The organism is Extensimonas soli, from assembly GCF_029211265.1.
Taxonomy (GTDB): Bacteria; Pseudomonadota; Gammaproteobacteria; order Burkholderiales; family Burkholderiaceae_C; genus Extensimonas; species Extensimonas soli.
Genome location: NZ_JARGEL010000014.1, coordinates 40,230 through 58,801 on the forward strand (window position 1 = coordinate 40,230; position 18,572 = coordinate 58,801).

The 18,572-nt window shown below is 68.9% G+C and carries 15 protein-coding genes; 4 read left to right on the forward strand and 11 right to left on the reverse strand.

The features are described 5' to 3' along the window. Positions 1 to 25 precede the first annotated feature (25 nt). Both ssb and PYV55_RS06755 read right to left on the reverse strand, forming a co-directional pair. Positions 26 to 556 carry a single-stranded DNA-binding protein gene (gene ssb, locus PYV55_RS06750; RefSeq protein ID WP_275849929.1) on the reverse strand — a complete coding sequence of 177 codons (531 nt, stop codon included), beginning with the start codon at positions 554 to 556 and terminating at the stop codon, positions 26 to 28. 143 nt (positions 557 to 699) lie between these two features. After that, complete coding sequence (locus tag PYV55_RS06755; protein ID WP_275849966.1) at positions 700 to 1,899, reverse strand: MFS transporter; 1,200 nt, start codon at positions 1,897 to 1,899, stop codon at positions 700 to 702. Between the two features lie 399 nt (positions 1,900 to 2,298). On the opposite strand from PYV55_RS06755, the gene uvrA reads away from it, so the two are divergent. After that, positions 2,299 to 5,355 carry an excinuclease ABC subunit UvrA gene (gene uvrA / locus PYV55_RS06760; protein WP_275849967.1) on the forward strand — a complete coding sequence of 1,019 codons (3,057 nt, stop codon included), beginning with the start codon at positions 2,299 to 2,301 and terminating at the stop codon, positions 5,353 to 5,355. Positions 5,356 to 5,384: 29 nt separating this feature from the next. Here uvrA and pyrF read toward each other — a convergent pair whose 3' ends face one another. The 7 genes from pyrF to def all read right to left on the reverse strand — a co-directional run bounded on the left by pyrF (position 5,385) and on the right by def (position 11,002). Beyond that, positions 5,385 to 6,221 (reverse strand): orotidine-5'-phosphate decarboxylase, encoded by an 837-nt coding sequence (gene pyrF / locus PYV55_RS06765; RefSeq protein ID WP_275849930.1) that lies wholly within the window; start codon positions 6,219 to 6,221, stop codon positions 5,385 to 5,387. A gap of 30 nt (positions 6,222 to 6,251) precedes the next feature. Continuing rightward, positions 6,252 to 7,469 (reverse strand): phosphoglycerate kinase, encoded by a 1,218-nt coding sequence (locus tag PYV55_RS06770; RefSeq protein ID WP_275849931.1) that lies wholly within the window; start codon positions 7,467 to 7,469, stop codon positions 6,252 to 6,254. A gap of 223 nt (positions 7,470 to 7,692) precedes the next feature. Next, positions 7,693 to 8,028 carry an AzlD domain-containing protein gene (locus PYV55_RS06775; protein WP_275849932.1) on the reverse strand — a complete coding sequence of 112 codons (336 nt, stop codon included), beginning with the start codon at positions 8,026 to 8,028 and terminating at the stop codon, positions 7,693 to 7,695. Then, positions 8,025 to 8,813, reverse strand: a complete 789-nt coding sequence (locus PYV55_RS06780) for an AzlC family ABC transporter permease (RefSeq protein WP_275849968.1) — start codon at positions 8,811 to 8,813, stop codon at positions 8,025 to 8,027. The genes PYV55_RS06775 and PYV55_RS06780 overlap by 4 nt, the downstream gene beginning before the upstream one ends. A gap of 127 nt (positions 8,814 to 8,940) precedes the next feature. Then, positions 8,941 to 9,924, reverse strand: a complete 984-nt coding sequence (gene fmt / locus PYV55_RS06785) for a methionyl-tRNA formyltransferase (RefSeq protein WP_275849933.1) — start codon at positions 9,922 to 9,924, stop codon at positions 8,941 to 8,943. A gap of 53 nt (positions 9,925 to 9,977) precedes the next feature. Continuing rightward, on the reverse strand, positions 9,978 to 10,493 hold the full coding sequence (locus PYV55_RS06790) for a hypothetical protein (RefSeq protein ID WP_275849934.1): 516 nt from the start codon (positions 10,491 to 10,493) through the stop codon (positions 9,978 to 9,980). Next, positions 10,490 to 11,002 carry a peptide deformylase gene (gene def, locus PYV55_RS06795; RefSeq protein WP_275849935.1) on the reverse strand — a complete coding sequence of 171 codons (513 nt, stop codon included), beginning with the start codon at positions 11,000 to 11,002 and terminating at the stop codon, positions 10,490 to 10,492. Before def ends, PYV55_RS06790 begins: the two co-directional genes overlap by 4 nt. A 297-nt stretch (positions 11,003 to 11,299) precedes the next feature. Here def and PYV55_RS06800 point away from each other — a divergent pair, with 297 nt between their 5' ends. From PYV55_RS06800 to PYV55_RS06810, 3 genes are all read left to right on the forward strand, one after another. After that, positions 11,300 to 12,523 (forward strand): LysM peptidoglycan-binding domain-containing protein, encoded by a 1,224-nt coding sequence (locus PYV55_RS06800; protein WP_407066779.1) that lies wholly within the window; start codon positions 11,300 to 11,302, stop codon positions 12,521 to 12,523. A gap of 43 nt (positions 12,524 to 12,566) precedes the next feature. After that, a complete protein-coding gene (dprA, locus tag PYV55_RS06805) occupies positions 12,567 to 13,799 on the forward strand; it encodes a DNA-processing protein DprA (RefSeq protein WP_275849937.1) in 1,233 nt (410 codons plus the stop codon). Positions 13,800 to 13,929: 130 nt separating this feature from the next. Then, complete coding sequence (locus tag PYV55_RS06810; protein ID WP_275849938.1) at positions 13,930 to 14,703, forward strand: ferredoxin--NADP reductase; 774 nt, start codon at positions 13,930 to 13,932, stop codon at positions 14,701 to 14,703. 59 nt (positions 14,704 to 14,762) lie between these two features. Here PYV55_RS06810 and PYV55_RS06815 read toward each other — a convergent pair whose 3' ends face one another. Both PYV55_RS06815 and metH read right to left on the reverse strand, forming a co-directional pair. Continuing rightward, a complete protein-coding gene (locus PYV55_RS06815) occupies positions 14,763 to 15,587 on the reverse strand; it encodes an outer membrane lipoprotein (protein ID WP_275849939.1) in 825 nt (274 codons plus the stop codon). A 169-nt stretch (positions 15,588 to 15,756) separates the two neighbouring features. Continuing rightward, a complete protein-coding gene (gene metH, locus PYV55_RS06820; RefSeq protein ID WP_275849940.1) occupies positions 15,757 to 18,570 on the reverse strand; it encodes a methionine synthase in 2,814 nt (937 codons plus the stop codon). Between the last annotated feature and the right edge of the window lie 2 nt (positions 18,571 to 18,572).

The window sequence follows — 18,572 nt, forward strand, 5'->3', positions numbered from 1 at the left end:
AGTTTCAGCCCGCCCGCGCGGAATTTCAAAACGGAATGTCGTCGTCCATGTCGTCGAAGCCCGACGAAGCCGGCGCCGCCGGGGCCATGGGCGCGGCGGGCGCAGGGGCCGCGGGGCGCGCCGCCGGGCGGGCGGGCGGCGGGCTGGCGCGGCGCGGGGCGTTGTCGTAGCCGCCGCCGTCGTCGTAAGCGCCCTGGGCTGCGCCCTGGCCACCCATGCCCTGGCGGCTGCCGAGCATTTGCATCTGGTCGGCGCGGATTTCGGTGCTGTAGCGCTCCACGCCCGACTGGTCCGTCCACTTGCGCGTGCGCAGGGAGCCTTCCACATAGACCTGCGAGCCCTTGCGCAGGTACTGGCCCACGACTTCGGCCAGGCGGCCGGAGAAGACCACGCGGTGCCACTCGGTGGCCTCGCGCATTTCACCGCTCTGCTTGTCGCGCCACTTGTCCGTCGTGGCGATGGTGACGTTGGCCAGCTGGTCGCCGTTCGGGAAGGAACGCATTTCGGGGTCGCGGCCCAGGTTGCCGACGAGGATGACTTTGTTCACGGATGCCATGTTGCTTTACCTTGATGGGGGTGGGCGCGCCATGCGCGGCGCGCGCCGGGCGCCTGATTGTGCCGCAATGCGGGCTTTTGCCGACACCCCAGGGCTGCCGGCAATGCGGCTGCAGGGAAATAGGGAGGTACGTTCTCAGCCGCTCAGTGAGGCGCCGGCGCGCTGCGCCCCACGGGCTGCAGCGGCCAGGTCAGCGCGAGCCACAGCGCTGTGAGCGCGGTGGTTGCGGCGAACAGGCCCGGTGCGCCGGCCCAGCGCACCAGGGCTCCGCCCAGCGCCCCGCCGGCAAACAGGCCCAGCGACTGCATGGTGTTGTAGCTGCCCAGCGCCGCGCCGCGCAGCTGCGGCGGCGCCATGCGCGAGACCAGGCTGGGCTGCGTGGCCTCGAGCGCGTTGAAGCCGCAAAAGAATACGAACAGCAGCGGCGCCAGCAGCCACAGCGTGGCGTGCCAGCTGCTCGCCGCGAGCAGCCCCAGCGCCGCCTGCACGAGCAGCACGCACCCAATCGCCCCGAGCAGTGCCGCGCGCAGCCGCCCGCGCCGCTCGAGCGCGAACAGCCCGCCCATCGCGAGGAAGGACAGCACCACGGCGGGCAGATAGGCCTCCCAGTGCTGCGCCTTGGGTAGACCGGCTTGCACCAACATCGCGGGCACGGCCATCCACATGCACAGCTGTACCGTGTGCAGCGCGAACACGCCCACATTCAGGCGCAGCAGGTCGGGGTGCGTCCACACGTCGGCCAGGCGGCCCTGCCCCTTGCCAGTGGCGGCCTCTGCATGCTGCGCAGGCTCGGGCGGCACCCACCACAGCACCACGGCCACGCCCGCGAGCGCAAGCGCGCAGGTCAGGCCGAACAGGCCCGCAAGGCCGATGTGCGCAGCCAGCGCAGGCGCCGCCACAAGCGCGATGGCGAACATCAGGCCTATGCTGCCGCCCACGAGCGCCATGGCCTTGGTGCGCACGCCGTCGCGCGTCTGGTCGGCCAGCAGCGCCGTGACGGCTGCCGACACCGCGCCTGCGCCCTGCAGCGCGCGGCCCGCGAGCACGCCCGTGAGCGTGTGCGCGAGTGCGGCGATCAGGCTGCCCGCGGCGAACACCAGCAGCCCCGCGACGATCACGCGCTTGCGCCCCCAGCGGTCCGAGGCCATGCCCAGCGGCAGCTGAAACACCGCCTGCGTGAGCCCGTACATGCCCATGGCCAGGCCCACCAGCGCCGGGTCGTCGCCGCCGGGGTACTTGCGCGCCTCGAGCGCGAACACCGGCAGCACCAGGAACAGGCCCAGCATGCGCAGCGCAAAGATCAGCGCGAGCGACACGCTAGAGCGTCGCTCGAGCGCCGTCATGGTGGTGGCGGGGTTTTTCGGCCGCGCCGCAACGGGCGCAGGGCGGGAGCGGGAAGTGGTGGGCGAGGACACGATGGGTTCGGGCATGCAAAAAACGGGCCGCGCAAAAAGGCGCAGAAAAGAGGGCGCAAGGCGGGCGCGGCGGAGCTGCTGAATCAGGCCGCAAACGTGCGCCCGGCGCGGGCGCCCGGATTGTGCGCCTATCGGCGTCAGTGTGTGTCCGCGGCCGAAAGTTCCGCCGCGTGCGGCCTGCAGACGCAGCAAATGTGAGAAGCCTGACTATCATGGCAGGTTTTCCCCGCCGACTCTTTCGTGTCTCACCCCAACGCCGACTCCGCCGACCGCAGCCTTGCCGCGCCTGGTGCACCGGGCACGCCAAGCGCGCCTGTCCAGGCATCCATACGCATCCGCGGCGCGCGCACGCACAACCTCAAAAACATCAGCCTGGACATACCGCGCCACCAGCTCGTGGTGATCACGGGGCTGTCGGGCTCGGGCAAGTCGAGCCTGGCCTTCGACACGCTCTACGCCGAGGGCCAGCGCCGCTATGTCGAGAGCCTTTCGACCTACGCGCGGCAGTTCCTCGGGCGGCTGGACAAGCCCGACGTCGATGGCATCGAAGGCCTGTCGCCCGCGATCAGCATCGAGCAAAAAGCGAGCAGCCACAACCCGCGCTCCACCGTGGGCACGGTGACCGAGGTGCACGACTACCTGCGCCTGCTGTTCGCGCGCGCCGGCACGCCCTACTGCCCCGAGCACGGCCTGCCGCTCGCGGCGCAGACCGTGAGCCAGATGGTCGATGCCGTGTGCGCGCTGCCCGCCGATACGCGCATCCTCGTGCTTGCACCCGTGGCGCGCGGCAAGAAGGGCGAGTTCACCGAGCTGTTCACGCAGATGCAGGCGCGCGGCTACGTGCGCTTTCGCGTCGATGGCAAGGTCTATGCCCACGAGGAGCTGCCCGCGCTGCGCAAGACCGAGAAGCACGACGTCGATGTGGTCATAGACCGCCTCAAGGTGCGCCCCGAGGTGCAGCAGCGCCTGGCCGAAAGCCTCGAGGCCGCGCTGCGCCTGCTGGCCGAACTCGGCAGCGAGGGGCGCGGGCGTGTGCTGGTGCTCGAACTGGACGACGGCAAGGAGCACTGGTTCAGCAGCCAGTTCGCCTGCCCGGTGTGCAGCTACAGCGTGCCGCCGCTCGAGCCGCGGCTGTTTTCGTTCAACTCGCCGCAGGGCGCCTGCCCGGTGTGCGACGGGCTGGGCCACTGTGAGGTGTTCGACCCCGCGCGCGTGGTCGCCTTCCCGGAGCTGAGCCTCGCGGGCGGTGCGCTCAAGGGCTGGGACCGGCGCAACGCCTACTACTTCAGCCTGCTCGAGAGCCTGGCGCGGCACTATGGCTTCGACCTCGAAGCGCCGTTCGAGTCGCTGCCGCTCAGGGTGCAGCAGGTGATTTTGCACGGATCGGGCACCGAGGCCATCCCTTTCAGCTATCCACTCGATAGCGGCCAAGGCAAGGCTGGCGCTGCGCGCACGGTGCTCAAGGAACACCCGTTCGAAGGGATTTTGCCGAACATGGCGCGGCGCTACCGCGAGACCGACTCTGCCGTGGTGCGCGAGGAGCTTGCGCGCTACCGCAGCACCCAGCCCTGCCCCGAGTGCCAGGGCGCGCGCCTGCGCCGCGAGGCGCGCCACGTGAAGGTGGGCGAGAGCGCGCAGGCACGCACCCTCCACGAGATCAGCCGCGCCACGCTGGGCGAGGCGCACGCCTGGTTTGCGCAGCTGCAGCTCAGCGGCGCCAGGGCCGACATCGCCGCGCCCGTGGTGCGCGAGATCGCCACGCGGCTGCAGTTTCTGAACGGCGTGGGGCTCGATTACCTCAGCCTGGAGCGCAGCGCCGAGACACTCTCGGGCGGCGAGGCGCAGCGCATCCGCCTGGCGAGCCAGATCGGCTCGGGCCTCACGGGCGTGATGTACGTGCTCGACGAGCCCAGCATAGGCCTGCACCAGCGCGACAACGACCGCCTGATCGCGACCTTGCAGCGCCTGCGCGACCTGGGCAACAGCGTGATCGTGGTCGAGCACGACGAGGACATGATGCGCGCCGCCGACCACCTGATCGACATGGGGCCGGGCGCGGGCGTGCACGGCGGCCGCGTGATGGCGCAAGGCAGCGTGGCCGAGCTGTGCGCGCACCCCGACTCGCCCACGGGCCGCTACCTCGCGGGCACGCTATGCATCCCCGTGCCCGCGCGGCGCACGCCCTGGTTGCCAGTGCGCGCCGCGGCGCCGGACGCGGGCAAAAACCTGGGCAAAGGGCGCGGGCGGCGCCCCCAAAGCGCGGGCGATGGTGCCCGCGCCGACGCCGCGGCGCCGGAACAGGCGCTGGGCGTGCAAGCTGTGCAAGCGATGCAAGCCGCCGATGTTCCAGACCCGGCCAGCGCGGGCGCATCGGGCGGCCTGCAAGCGCTGCGCATCGTCGGCGCCACGGGGCACAACCTGCAGGACGTGACGGTGGACTTCCCCGTGGGTCTGTTCACCTGCGTCACGGGTGTGTCGGGCTCGGGCAAGAGCACGCTGGTCAACGACACGCTCTACAAGGCCGTGGCGCGCCAGCTCTACCGCGCGCACGACGAGCCCGCGCCGCACCGCGGCATGCAGGGCCTCGAATACTTCGACAAGGTCATCAACGTCGATCAGTCGCCCATAGGGCGCACGCCGCGCAGCAACCCGGCCACGTACACGGGCCTGTTCACGCCGATCCGCGAGCTGCTCGCCGAAGTGCCCACGGCGCGCGAGCGCGGCTATGGGCCGGGGCGCTTTTCCTTCAACGTGCCGGGCGGGCGCTGCGAGGCTTGCGAGGGCGACGGCGTGGTGAAGGTGGAGATGCACTTTTTGCCCGACGTCTATGTGCCCTGCGAGGTCTGCCACGGCCAGCGCTACAACCGCGAGACGCTCGAAGTGCAGTGGAAAGGGCGCAACATCGCGCAGATATTGGACCTCACGGTGGAAGACGCGCTGGGCTTTTTCAAAGACCAGCCGGCGATCGCGCGCAAGCTGCAGACGCTGCGCGACGTGGGCCTGTCGTACCTGCGCCTGGGCCAGGCCGCGACCACGCTCTCTGGCGGCGAGGCGCAGCGCGTCAAGCTCGCGCAGGAGCTCTCGCGCCGCGACACCGGGCGCACGCTCTACATCCTCGACGAGCCAACCACGGGCCTGCACTTTGCCGACGTCGCGCTCTTGCTCGACGTGCTGCAGCAGCTGCGTGACGCGGGCAACACCATCGTCGTGATCGAGCACAACCTCGACGTCATCAAGACCGCCGACTGGCTCATCGACATGGGCCCCGAAGGCGGCGCGGGCGGCGGCCGCGTGGTGGCGGTGGGCACGCCCGAAGCCGTCGTGGCGAATCCGGCGAGCCACACCGGGCGCTATCTGCAAAAATATCTGTCAAAAACGGCTTAGTGGCAGATAAATCAAGCACAAGCAGCTATTTATTGTGAAGCACCTGCGCGCGCCGCGTTGAGCGCGTCGCGCGTGCGCAGTGCCTCGGCGCGTGCGGCGGCGGCAAAGTCCTCCTTGGCCGAGGCGTAGAGGATGGCGCGCGAGGAGTTGACGATGATCGGCCCCTCGGCGCGCAGCCCGGCGCGCACCGTGGCCACGGCGTCGCCGCCCTGCGCGCCCACGCCGGGGATCAGCAGCGGCAGCGTGGGCGCGAGCGCGCGCACGCGCTCGATCTCGGCCGGGTAGGTCGCGCCCACCACCAGGCCGAGCTGGCCATTGCGGTTCCACGGCCCTTGCGCCAGGCGCGCGATGTGCTCATACAACAGCGGTTCGCCGGGCACGCCCGCGAGGCGCTGGTTTTGCAGGTCGTCGCCGCCGGGGTTGGACGTGCGGCAGAGCAAAAACGCGCCCTTGCCGGGGTAGTCGAGGTAGGGCGCGACCGAGTCGAAGCCCATGAAGGGCGAAAGCGTGACGGCGTCGGCGCCGTAGCGCTCGAACGCCTCTTTCGCGTACTGCTCGGCCGTGGCGCCGATGTCGCCGCGCTTGGCGTCCAGGATCACCGGCACCTGCGGTGCGTGGCAGCGGATGTGCTGCAGCAGGCGCTCGAGCTGCTCCTCCGCGCCGTGCGCGGCAAAGTAGGCGATCTGCGGCTTGAACGCGCACACCAGGTCGGCCGTGTGGTCCACGATGGCGGCGCAGAAGTCGTACATCTTGCGCGCGTCGCCGCGCCAGGCGCCCGGAAAGCGCTCCGGGTCGGGATCGAGCCCCACGCAAAGCATGGAATCATTGCGCGTCGTGGCCGTGCGCAGCAGCTCGAGAAAGTCCATGGTGTGCCCTTTCGCGTTGAGAACAGGCGCTCAGAGCGCAGGCGCCGGCTGGAGCCCCTCGGCCGCGCGTTTTTCGAGGATTTCGAACGCGGGCAGCGTCTTGCCCTCGAGCACTTCGAGAAACGCGCCGCCGCCCGTGGAGATGTAGCCGATCTGCTTGTCGATGCCGTACTTGGCGATCGCGGCCAGCGTGTCGCCGCCGCCGGCGATGCTGAACGCGGGCGAGGCCGCAATCGCCTGCGCGAGGGTGCGCGTGCCGTTTTCGAAGGCCGGGAACTCGAACACGCCCACGGGGCCGTTCCACACGATGGTGCCTGCGGCCTTGAGCTGCGCGGCCAGGCGCGCCGCGGTTTCGGGGCCGATGTCGAGGATCAGCTCGTCGGCCTCGACGGCCGTGGCCGGCTTCACGGTGGCCGGGGCGTCGGCGGCAAAGACCTTGGCCGTGACCACGTCGGTCGGGATCGGCACCTCGGCGCCGCGCGCACGCATGGCCGCCAGCACGGCCTTGGCCTCATCCACCAGGTCGGGCTCGGCCAGGCTCTTGCCTATGGGCAGACCCGCGGCGAGCAGGAAGGTGTTGGCGATGCCGCCACCCACGATGAGCTGGTCCACCTTTTGCGCCAGGCTTTGCAGGATGGTGAGCTTGGTCGAGACCTTGGAGCCCGCGACGATGGCCACGAGCGGGCGCTTGGGCTGGGCGAGCGCGCGCGTGATGGCGTCGATCTCGGCCGCCAGCAGCGGCCCCGCGCAGGCGATGGGCGCGTACTGCGCGATGCCGTAGGTGGTGGCCTCGGCGCGGTGCGCGGTGCCGAAGGCGTCGTTCACGTAGATGTCGCACAGCGCGGCGAGCTTGCGTGCGAGCGCAGGGTCGTTCTTCTTCTCGCCGACGTTGAGGCGGCAGTTCTCGAGCAGCACGACCTCGCCGGGCGCGAGCTGCACGCCATCGACCCAGTCGCGCTGCAGCGGCACCGTGCGCGCAAGCAGCTCGGAAAGGCGCTCGGCCACGGGCGCGAGCGAGTCTTCAGGCTTGAACTGGCCCTCGGTCGGGCGGCCCAGGTGGCTCGTGACCATCACGGCCGCGCCCGCATCGAGCGCCATCTGGATGCAGGGCACGGAGGCGCGGATGCGCGTGTCTTCGGTGATGCGGCCGGCGTCGTCCTGCGGCACGTTGAGGTCGCTGCGGATGAAAACGCGCTTGCCGCGCACGAGGCCCTGCGCGCACAGGTCGGAAAAGCGAAGAATGTTCATGAGGAGAAAAGGCTTGCGGAAGGTGGAGACAGGCGTCGATTCTAGGAGCCTGTCGGACTTTGGGCGTCGATAGCGAGAATGCGCCCCGGCGAGACCAGTTTTTGCCGGATTCGCAGCCCCATAGTGGTGCTATGGGGCAAGAAGACGGTAAAAAATGGGCCGCTGCGGCGCATTCGCAGCCGACGATTCCAAAGTCCGACAGGCTCCTAGGAGCCTGCGGCCCTTACCACCCCAGGCCGATGTGCAGCGGCAGATACACGAGCATGCCCACGACGATGGTGCCCAGGATGCCGCGGCGCCAGAAGTAGTAGCCGCCCGCGCACAGCAGCGCGGGCAGGCGCGCGTCGCGCAGCGTGGCGATGAGGTGGCCGTTGCTCATGAAAAGCTCGGGCGCTATCACCGCCGTGAGCGCCGCGAGCGGCGCGTACTTGAGGCCGCGCTTGAACCATTCGGGCAGCGGCATCTCGCGCTGCGAGAGCATGAAAAAAGAGCGCGTGACCACGGTGATCGCGCTCAGCCCCAGCACGGCCAGCAGGTATTCGCCCCAGCCCATGTTCATGGCGTGCGCTCCGCGGGCCGGGCGTTGGTGGACGCGGCGGGCGCGCCGGCAGCGGACTGCGTAGGAATGGCCTGCGGCGTATCCGCACCTATCGCCACGCTCGAACCCGCCGGGCGCAGCACCACGGCAGGTTTGCGCAGCCGGCGCTCGGCCGCCTCGGCCAGCAGCCCGGCCGCGACGGCCGCGGCAATGGCGACCAGGATGTTGAGCTTGAGCGGCAGCGCAAACGCCGCAATCGCCGCCGCGGCAGAAACCACCGTCGCGATCCAGGCTGGACGATCGACCAGCATGGACAGCAGCACGCCCAGCAGCGCCAGCACCCCGGCAAAGCCCAGCCCCCACGACAACGGGATGGCATTGGCAAGCACGATGCCCGCGATCGAGGGCACTTGCCAGGCCAGCCAGTTGAGCAGCGAGGCGCCCCAAAAATACGCGAACTGCCCCGTCGCGGGGCGTGGCTCGGGGTAGCGCTGCATGAAGAAGACGAAGATCGCGTCGCCGCTGAAGTAGCCTATGACCAGCCGCCGCCGCAGGGACAGGTGCCCGAAGTAGCTGCGCCAGAGGTTGCTGAAGATGACGAAGCGCAGGTTCACGCAGGTGGCCGTGAGCCAGACCACCCACAGCGGCGCGCCCGTGGTCAGCAGCGGCAGCACCGCGAGCTGCGCGCTGCCCGCATAGACGAACAGCGACATGACGATGGCCATGGACACCGGCATGCCGCTCTTGACCATGGCCACGCCCGTGACCAGACCCCAGGCGCTGATGCCCAGCGCGGTGGCAAGCATGTCGCGCGCTGCAAGGCGGAATTCGGGCTCGCGCGCAAGGGTGCGCAGCGACGGCGGGGCGCCATCGCCTGGGGTGCGCACCTCGTCACCGTGCGCGTGGCTGCGTCCGCCGTTCATGCGCACGCGCTCATGGCGCCGGGGCAGCGGCGGCCACGCCCAGCACCTGCCCGGGCTGCAGCGCAAAGCCGCGCAAGAACTCGGCCGCGGCCAGGCGCTTGCCGCCCGTGCGCTGCAGCACGGTGAGGCGCAGCGCATCCGTGCCGCAGGCCACGGTGATGCCCGCGTCGTTTATAGACAAAATATGCCCGCAAGGCACATTTGGCGTGCGCTGATAGCTCACGATTTCAGAGCGCCAAAGTTTGAGCACGGCCCCATCCAGCGTGGTGCTCGCGCCGGGGAACGGGTCGAAGGCGCGGATGCGGCGCTCGATGACTGCTGCGGGCTGCGCCCAGTCGATCACGCTCTCGGTCTTTTCGATCTTGGGCGCATAGCACGCGCCTTGCTCGGGCTGCGGCACGGGCTGCAGTTGCCCGGCTTCGGCCAATTGCAACGCCTGCACGATCAGGCGCGCGCCGAGCGCGGCGAGCCGGTCGTGCAGCGTGCCCGTGCTGTCCTGCGGCAGGATGGGCGTGGCCTCGGCGAGCAGCATGGGGCCGGTGTCCAGGCCCGCGTCCATTTGCATGATGGTCACGCCGGTTTCGGCATCGCCCGCCTCGATGGCGCGGTGGATGGGCGCGGCGCCACGCCAGCGCGGCAGCAGGCTCGCGTGGATGTTCAGGCAGCCGAGCCGCGGCAGGTCGAGCACCCATTGCGGCAGGATCAGGCCATAGGCCGCGACCACCATCGCGTCGGCTTGTGCCGCCAGCAGCGCGGCGCGCGCCGCTTGGGCGTCCTGCGGGAACTTTCCGTCCAGGCGCAGGCTGCGCGGCTGCGCCACGGCGATGTCGTGGGCTTGCGCGAGCTGCTTGACCGGCGAGGCCTGCAACTGCATGCCGCGCCCCGCAGGCCGGTCAGGCTGCGTGAGCACGAGCGGCACGCGGTGGCCTGCTGCCAGCAGCTGTGCGAGCGCCACACGGGCGAATTCGGGGGTGCCGGCAAAGACGATGTTCATGCGCTGTGTGTGCGGGTGTACATGCGGGTGTACGTGCGGCGGCCAGGGTTGGCTCAGAAATTGGGGTCCCTGCCGCCCGAGAATTCGTCGGCAAACATCACCCGGCGCACCACGCCCGCGCGGTCGATGTGGACGTAGGCGAAACGGCGCGTGCCCAGGTCGTCGATGAAGTGGTACGTCCAGATGTCGCCGTCGAAGCGCGCGACCTGCTCGAGCCGGATCGGCGGGCCGAAGCTGGCCTCGACGTCGCGCGCGCTCCATTGGTTGACGGGGATGGATTCAAAGCGCTGCTGCGTGAGCACCTGCGTGGTGCGCACGAGGCGCCCGCTCGCGTCGAAGTCGAGGTGGAACACCTGGTAGCCCGCGGGCAAGGTCGAATACAGCAGGCGCTGACCGCCGTCGGGCAGGCTCTGCGTGCTGTGCGGCGCACCCAGGCGCGCGAGCACGTCCGCGTGCAGCGCGCCGGGCTTTTCCCAGTCGGGCGAGGCGCAGGCGGCGAGCAGCAGCAGCGCCAAGGCGGCCGCGGCGCGGCGCAGCGCGCCCGCCTTTGCCAGCACAGAAGGTTTCATGCGCGGGCCTCTTCGCGCTGCTGTTTGAGCAGCTTGGACTTGATGCGGTTGCGCTTGAGCGGCGAGAGGTATTCGACGAACACCTTGCCCATGAGGTGGTCGAGCTCGTGCTGTATGCACACGGCCAGCAGCCCCTCGGCCTCGATAGTCTGCTCCTGCCCCTGCGCGTCGAGTGCACGCACGCGCACGGCACGCGCGCGCTCCACGCCGTCGTAAATGCCGGGCACCGACAGGCAGCCTTCATCGCCCGCCTGCTTTTCCTCGCTGGCCCAGACGATTTCAGGGTTGATCAGCACCATGGGCTGGTTGCGCTCCTGCGACACGTCGATCACCACCACGCGCTCGTGCACGTCGATCTGCGTCGCCGCAAGGCCTATGCCCTTGGCGTCGTACATGGTCTCGAGCATGTCGGCAACCAGCGCCTGGATGCGCGCATCCACGCTCGCCACCGGGCGCGCGACCTTGCGCAGGCGGGGGTCGGGGTAGCAAAGAATTGGAAGGACGGCCATGGCTCAGGACAGGAAAACAAATAGCAAAAACGGCGCGGCAGGCGGGCCGCGCGTGCGAAAAATGTCGCTATTTTCGCTACTTTCAAGCGCCCCAGCGACGTCCAGGCGCAATAATCGTTGCCCCGGTCAGGGCTTGCAAAGAGAATCCCGGGAGATCCGCAATCAACCCAGATTGTCCATGAGGCGGTGCTGCGCACCTACGCGGGCGCTGGCGGACGCCTGACGGTCATTTTGGCCGCGGCTTCATCCCGCGTCCTCATGGACAATCTGGGTTCATCGAACTAAAGGAATTCCATGATGATGGCATCGATGCGTATGCAATGTGCTGACTGGGGGAGGACCGCGGTGTTTGCCGCTGCAACGGGCATCGCGCTGACGGCCGCCTTGCATGCGCCCAAGGCGCAGGCCCAGAAATACCCGATCACCAGCGGCCAGCGCGCCACGGCGCAGCAGGTTGCGCAGCGCGGCGTGCCATTGTCCGAGCTGGCGCCCAACGCGCCCGACAAATACGTGGTCAAGCGCGGCGACACTTTGTGGCACATCTCGGGCATGTACCTCAAGCGGCCCTGGCGCTGGCCCGAACTCTGGGGCATGAATCTGCAGTCCATCCGCAACCCGCACCTGATTTATCCGGGCCAGACGCTCTATCTGATCAAGGACGGCGGCTATGCGCGCCTGAGTACCAGCCCCGCGGGCGAGCCGGAAACCGTGCGCGTGACGCCGCGTGTGCGCACCGACAGCCTCTCGGATTCGGCCCTGCCCACGCTCGACCCGAAAGTGATAGAGCCCTTCCTCGAAGAGCCCTTGATCGTCGATGAAGAGGCGCTGGCCAATGCCCCGCACATCGTCGCCACCACCGAGGATCGTGTGCTCATGGCCGAGGGCCAGCGCATTTATGCGCGCGGCCCGGCCGATGCGCCCATGCAGCTCGGGCCCGACAAGCCGCGCTACTTCCGCATCTACCGCGACGCCAAAGCGCTCAAAGACCCCGAAACCGGCGAAATTCTGGGCTACGAGGCGCACTACCTGGGCAAGGCCGAGTTGCTGCGCAGCGAAACCCCGGCCACGGCCGGCACCGAGCAGACGCCCGCATCAGACCCCATCCCCGCCACCCTGCAACTCGGGCTGACGAAAGAGGAGGTGCGCGCCGGCGACCGCCTGCTGCCCGCGCCACCGCGCGAATTCCTCAACTTCACGCCGCGCGCACCGCAGGTGCCCGTAGCTGCGCGCGTGGTGTCGGTCTATGGCAGCGCCGCGCTCGCCAATGCCGCGCAAAACCAGGTGATCTCGCTCAACCGCGGCGCGCGCGACGGCATGGAACCCGGCCAGGTGCTCGCCATCCTGAGCCAGGGCGCGCGCATCGTGGACAAAGCCGACCCCGACCGGCCCATGGTGCAACTGCCCAGCGAGCGCAACGGCCTGGCCGTGGTGTTTCGCACCTTCGAGCGCGTTTCCTACGCGCTCATCGTCGAAATCCACACGCCCGTGCGCATAGGCGACAAGCTGACCAATCCGCAATAAAGCGCGGCGCACCACCAGCGATCACCGATCACCCTGCATCGGCATGGAGCGCGATGAGCTTGCCGCCTGGCTGCGCCTGAGCGTGACGCCGGGCGTGGGGCGCACTGCGGCGCGCAGGCTGCTTGCGGCCTTCGGCCTGCCGCAGGCGGTGTTCGCGCAGTCGGTGCAGACGCTCGAGCGCTGCGTGAGCCCGGCGCAGGCGCGCGCGCTGCACACGCTGCCCGAAGGCTTCGAGGACTTGTGTGCGCGCACTTGGGACTGGCTGCATGCGGCGGACGCTGGGCCAGCCCAAGGATCCCAAGGCCCTGCGCATGCGCTCCTGAGCATGGCCGACGCCGCGTACCCGCGCACGCTGCTCGACACCGAAGACCCGCCGCTGCTGCTGTACGCACTCGGGCCCGCCCAAGTGCTGCAGGGCGACCCGTTCGCCCAGGGTCGCTGCCTGGCCATGGTGGGCAGCCGCAACCCCACAGCGCAAGGCGCAGACAACGCGCACCAGTTTGCCCGCGCGCTGCACACCGCGGGCCTGTGCATCGTCTCGGGCCTGGCGCTGGGCATTGACGCGGCAGCGCACGAGGGCGCCCTCGACAGCGCCGCCGCGGCAGGAGCGCAAGCCAGACCATGGCCCGCCACCATCGCCGTCGTCGGCACGGGGCTGGACCGCGTCTATCCGCGCCGCAACCTCGAACTGGCGCGGCGCATCGCGGCGCAGGGCCTGATCGTGAGCGAATACCCACTGGGCACGCCCCCGCTCACCGCCCACTTTCCGCAGCGCAACCGCATCATCGCGGGGCTGTCGCTGGGCACGCTGGTCGTCGAGGCCGCGCCGGCTTCGGGCTCGCTGATCACGGCGCGACTCGCGGCCGAGCAGGGGCGCGAGGTGTTTGCCATTCCCGGCTCCATCCATGCGCCGCAGTCGCGCGGCTGCCATGCGTTGATACGCCAGGGCGCCAAGCTTGTCGAAAGCGCGCAGGACGTGCTCGAGGAGCTGCGCCTGCCCGGCGCGGCGGCGCCCGCCCAGGCGCAGCTGGCCCCGGATGCGCCCGCGCCTGCACCGGGCACCGCGCCAGGTGCGGCCCGCGCCGCAGCACCTGCCGAGGCGCCCGAAAGCCCCTTGTTGCAGGCGCTGGGCTTCGACCCCATCGGACTCGACGCGCTGCTCGCGCGCACCGGCCTGGACGCGGCCACGCTGCAGGTGCAATTGCTCGAGCTCGAACTCGCGGGCAGCGTGGCGCGCCTGCCCGGCGGGCTGTTCCAGCGTACAGGGCGTGCTTGAGAGGCTGAGCCGGCACGGGCGGTGCTGGCGCAGGGCCATCCGGCTTTGTTGGACAATGCAGGGTTTTCCGCCGACGGCCACCGGCGGTGTTTTCCTCGGCAAAACGACTTTTTCTCACCGCAAACACACCATGAGTGCATTCCACGAAGAGCGCGTGCTCAGCGTCCACCACTGGACCGACCGATTGTTCAGCTTCACCACCACGCGCGATTCGGCGCTGCGGTTTTCCAACGGCCACTTCACGATGATCGGCTTGCTCGTCGAGGGCAAGCCGCTGCTGCGCGCCTACAGCATCGTGAGTCCGAATTACGAAGAGCACCTGGAGTTTTTGAGCATCAAGGTGCCCGACGGCCCGCTGACCTCGCGCCTGCAGCACATCCAGGTGGGCGACAGCATCATCGTGGGCAAAAAGCCCACGGGCACGCTGCTCATAGACTACCTGCTGCCGGCCAAGCGCCTGTACCTGCTCTCCACGGGCACAGGGCTGGCGCCGTTCATGAGCATCATCCGCGACCCGGCCACCTACGAAAAGTTTGCCGAGGTGGTGCTCGTGCACGGCGTGCGTCTGGTGTCCGAGCTGGCCTACCACGAGTACCTCACGCAGGAGCTGCCGCAGCATGAAATCCTCGGGGAGATGGTGCGTGCGCAGCTGCGCTACTACCCCACAGTGACGCGCGAGCCCTTTGTAAACCAGGGCCGTATCAACGACCTGATCGACAGCGGCAAGCTGTTTGCCGACCTCGGCGTGCCGCCGCTGGACCCGCAGGTGGACCGCGCCATGCTCTGCGGCAGCCCGGCCATGCTGGCCTCGCTCAAAACCATTCTCGAAGCGCGGGGCTTCAAGGAAGGCAGCACCACGACGCCCGGCGACTTCGTGGTCGAGCGCGCCTTCGTGGACAAGTGACACGCCGCGCGGCGCATGGCAGCCCCTACGCGCTCGCGGTTCCCCAGTCCGAAGGGCTCCTACTGCGGGTACTGCGGCGCCGGCGCGGGCTCGTTGCCGACGAGGCGAAAGCCCCGGCCTTCGAGCACCACGGGCGCGCCTACGGGTACGGACTGGGCGCGCTGGAAGTAGCGCACCGAGCCGTCGTCCATGCGCACGCGCACTTCATAGACCGTCTCGGTGCGGCTGCGTTTTTCTATGGTATTGCCCAGGTAGCCGCCCCCTACGGCGCCGGCCACGGTGGCGAGCGCGCGCCCCGTGCCGCCGCCCACCTGGTTGCCCAGCACCCCGCCGAGCACGCCGCCCGCCACGGCACCGACGCCGCTGGTAGGTGCGGACTTCTGGATGGCCCGCACCGACTCGACGCGGCCGCAGACCGCGCACACGGGCGCGACAGGGGTCACGGGCTGTGGCGCCTGCGCCACCGGCTGGGGCGCCGCAGCCGGTGCAGTGGTGGTGGCGGTAGTGCCTGCACGCGGCGCGACCGCATGCGGGCGCGCGGGCCGTGCCGGCGCGGGCGCATGGAGCGGCGCGTTGGTCGCCGCCGGCGCGGCACCTGCGGCAGTTTGTGCTGCTAGCGTTTCAGGAGCTTGCTGCGCCGGTTGATTCTGCGTCTGGGGCGCTTTTTCTTCTATGACTTCGGATTCCGGCGTGCGCGCCGCGACCTCGGCTTGCTGCGCTTGTTCTTGTGAGGCGGCCTTGTGCTGCTGTGCGATCAGCGTGCCGCCCAGCGCAAGCACGGCCAGCGTGAGCGCACCTACCGCGCCCCACAGCCATTTGAGGGTCGATGATGGGGCCGGCGCAGCAGGCTGCTGCGCATCGGCCGTGGAAGAAAACGTGTTCATGGGCTTTTCTCCTCTCGCATGAAACAAGACCAACTGGGGTTTGGAGTCAAGCTTAACGATTACAAGGGGCGCAGGTTTGGCCTGTTTGTAAATGCAGTGACAAATACGGAAAAAGTAGGCTGGGTTGAAACCCAGCCTACCCTGCGCGCACTGGCAAGCGACGACAAGGCTACAAATTCGGCGCCAGCAGGCGCTGCAACTCGCCCAAGTCCATGCCGCGGCGTTGCGCGAGGTCTTGCAGCTGGTCCTGGCCGATCTTGCCGACGTTGAAATAGCGGCTCTCGGGGTGGCTGAAGTAAAAACCGCTCACGCTCGCCGCTGGCGTCATGGCCAGGCTGTCGGTCAGGTGCATGCCGATGTCGTGCGCCTGCAGCAGCTCGAACAGCTCGCGTTTGATGCTGTGGTCGGGGCAGGCCGGGTAGCCGGGTGCGGGGCGGATGCCGCGGTATTGCTCGGCGATGAGTTGCTCCACGCTCAGCGCTTCGTCGGCAGCGTAGCCCCAGAGCTCGCGGCGCACGCGCGCGTGCAGCCATTCGGCGCAGGCTTCGGCCAGGCGGTCGGCCAGCGCCTTGAGCATGATGGCGCTGTAGTCATCGTGCTGGCCCAGAAATTCGGCCTCTTTCACGTCCACGCCCAGGCCCGCGGTGACGGCAAACGCGCCCAGGTAGTCGCGCAGCGGCGCCCGGCTGTCGATTTGAGCATCATTTTGGCCGCTGGCGCTTGTTGCGCCTGCGCTAACAGCTCTTGATTCAAGAGCATTCTGCATCACTTCACGAGGCGCCACGAAGTCCGCCAGGCAGCGGCTGGGGCGCATCTGGCCGTCGGGGCCGGGCTGCTTTTCGGTCTGCTGGCGCAGGCCGTGCCACACGAGCACGGGCGTTTGCCGTGCCTCGTCGGCATAGAGCGCGATGTCGTCGTCGCCCACGCGGTTCGCGGGCCAAAAGCCGACCACCGCGTTGGCCGTGAGCCAGCGGCCAGCGACGATCTTTTGGAGCATGGCCTGCGCGTCGGCAAACACGCGCTGCGCCTCGGCGCCCACGACCTCGTCGTGCAGGATCGCCGGGTATTTGCCTGCCAGGTCCCAGGTCTGGAAGAACGGCGTCCAGTCGATGTAGGGCACCAGGTCGGCGAGCGCAATGTTGCGGAACACGCGCCGGCCGATGAAGTGCGGCACGGGCGGCTGGTAGTCGGCCCAGGCGATGGGCGTTTTGTTCGCACGCGCCTTGGCCAGCGGCCACAGCGGGGTTTGCTTTTTGTTTGCATGCAGCGCGCGCACTTTGTCGTAGTCGGCGCGCAAGTCGGCGAGGAACTGCGCGCGCTGCTGGCCCAGCAAGCCCTGCGCCACGCCCACGCTGCGCGAGGCGTCGGGCACATAGACCACGGGGCCGTCGTAGTGCGGCGCGATCTTCACCGCGGTGTGCACGCGGCTGGTGGTGGCGCCGCCGATCAGCAGCGGAATCTGCCGTTCGCCAAAGTACGCATCCTTTTGCATCTCGGCCGCCACGTGCTGCATTTCTTCGAGGCTGGGGGTGATCAGGCCCGACAGGCCCACGATGTCGGCGCCCACCTCCTTGGCCTTGGCCAGGATGTCGTGGCAAGGCACCATCACGCCCATGTTCACGACCTCGAAGTTGTTGCACTGCAAGACCACGGTGACGATGTTCTTGCCGATGTCGTGCACGTCGCCCTTCACGGTGGCGATGACGATCTTGCCTTTGCTCTGCACGGCGACGCCGGCCTCGGCCTGCGCGGCTTTTTCGGCCTCGATGTAGGGCAGCAGATGCGCCACGGCCTGCTTCATGACGCGCGCGCTCTTGACCACCTGCGGCAAGAACATCTTGCCCGCACCGAACAGGTCGCCGACCACGTTCATGCCGTCCATCAGCGGCCCTTCGATCACGTGCAGCGCGCGCCCGCCGCGCGCGAGCGCCTCGCGGTAGGCTTCTTCGGCGTCTGCGCTGATGAAGTCGGTCACACCATGCACCAGCGCATGCGTGAGGCGCTCTTGCACCGTGCCTTCGCGCCAGGCGAGCTTTTTGCTGTCGTCGCGCGCGGCACCCTTGGCACTTTCGGCGACCTCGATCAGGCGCTCGGCGGCGTCGGGGCGGCGGTTGAGGATCACGTCCTCGACGCGCGCGCGCAGCTCGGGGTCGAGCTCGTCATAGACGCCGATCATGCCCGCGTTGACGATGCCCATATCCATGCCCGCACGAATGGCGTGGTAGAGGAACACGGTGTGGATCGCCTCGCGCACCGGGTCGTTGCCGCGGAAGCTGAAACTCACGTTGCTCACGCCGCCCGACACCTTGGCGCCCGGCAGGTGCCGCTTGATCCAGCGCGTGGCTTCGATGAAGTCGACCGCGTAGTTCGCGTGCTCCTCGATGCCCGTGGCCACGGCGAAGATGTTGGGGTCGAAGATGATGTCCTCGGGCGCAAAGCCGACCTCATCGACCAGAATGCGGTAGGCGCGCTCGCAAATGGCGATCTTGCGCTGAAAGCTGTCGGCCTGGCCCTGCTCGTCGAAGGCCATCACCACCGCCGCCGCGCCGTAGCGCCGCACCAGCCGCGCCTGGCGCTGGAACTCGGCCACGCCTTCCTTGAGGCTGATCGAATTGACGATGCCCTTGCCCTGCACGCAGCGCAGGCCCGCTTCGATCACGCTCCACTTGGAGCTGTCGATCATGATGGGCACGCGCGCGATGTCGGGCTCGGAGGCGATGCAGCGCAAGAAGCGCACCATCGCGGCCTCGCTGTCGAGCATGGCCTCGTCCATGTTCACGTCGATGACCTGCGCGCCGTTTTCCACCTGCTGGCGCGCCACGGCCAGCGCTTCTTCAAACTGGTCGTTCAAGATCAGGCGCGCAAACGCCTTGGAGCCGGTGACGTTGGTGCGCTCGCCGATGTTGACGAACAGGGTATCGGGGCCGATGACCAGCGGCTCGAGGCCCGAGAGCCGCAGCGGAGGAGGGGCAGTTTGCGTCATGG

Excerpts from the sequence above, each read along its gene's own strand:
- dprA (WP_275849937.1), top strand. The coding sequence starts at position 12,567 with ATGGAGCGCGATGAGCTTGCCGCCTGGCTGCGCCTGAGCGTGACGCCG.
- def (WP_275849935.1), bottom strand. The coding sequence starts at position 11,002 with ATGGCCGTCCTTCCAATTCTTTGCTACCCCGACCCCCGCCTGCGCAAG.
- PYV55_RS06815 (WP_275849939.1), bottom strand. The coding sequence starts at position 15,587 with ATGAACACGTTTTCTTCCACGGCCGATGCGCAGCAGCCTGCTGCGCCG.
- PYV55_RS06780 (WP_275849968.1), bottom strand. The coding sequence starts at position 8,813 with ATGCTTGCCACCGCGCTGGGCATCAGCGCCTGGGGTCTGGTCACGGGC.
- ssb (WP_275849929.1), bottom strand. The coding sequence starts at position 556 with ATGGCATCCGTGAACAAAGTCATCCTCGTCGGCAACCTGGGCCGCGAC.
- PYV55_RS06800 (WP_407066779.1), top strand. The coding sequence starts at position 11,300 with ATGATGGCATCGATGCGTATGCAATGTGCTGACTGGGGGAGGACCGCG.
- PYV55_RS06770 (WP_275849931.1), bottom strand. The coding sequence starts at position 7,469 with ATGAACATTCTTCGCTTTTCCGACCTGTGCGCGCAGGGCCTCGTGCGC.
- PYV55_RS06755 (WP_275849966.1), bottom strand. The coding sequence starts at position 1,899 with ATGACGGCGCTCGAGCGACGCTCTAGCGTGTCGCTCGCGCTGATCTTT.
- PYV55_RS06790 (WP_275849934.1), bottom strand. The coding sequence starts at position 10,493 with ATGAAACCTTCTGTGCTGGCAAAGGCGGGCGCGCTGCGCCGCGCCGCG.
- metH (WP_275849940.1), bottom strand. The coding sequence starts at position 18,570 with ATGACGCAAACTGCCCCTCCTCCGCTGCGGCTCTCGGGCCTCGAGCCG.
- pyrF (WP_275849930.1), bottom strand. The coding sequence starts at position 6,221 with ATGGACTTTCTCGAGCTGCTGCGCACGGCCACGACGCGCAATGATTCC.
- PYV55_RS06775 (WP_275849932.1), bottom strand. The coding sequence starts at position 8,028 with ATGAACATGGGCTGGGGCGAATACCTGCTGGCCGTGCTGGGGCTGAGC.
- PYV55_RS06810 (WP_275849938.1), top strand. The coding sequence starts at position 13,930 with ATGAGTGCATTCCACGAAGAGCGCGTGCTCAGCGTCCACCACTGGACC.
- fmt (WP_275849933.1), bottom strand. The coding sequence starts at position 9,924 with ATGAACATCGTCTTTGCCGGCACCCCCGAATTCGCCCGTGTGGCGCTC.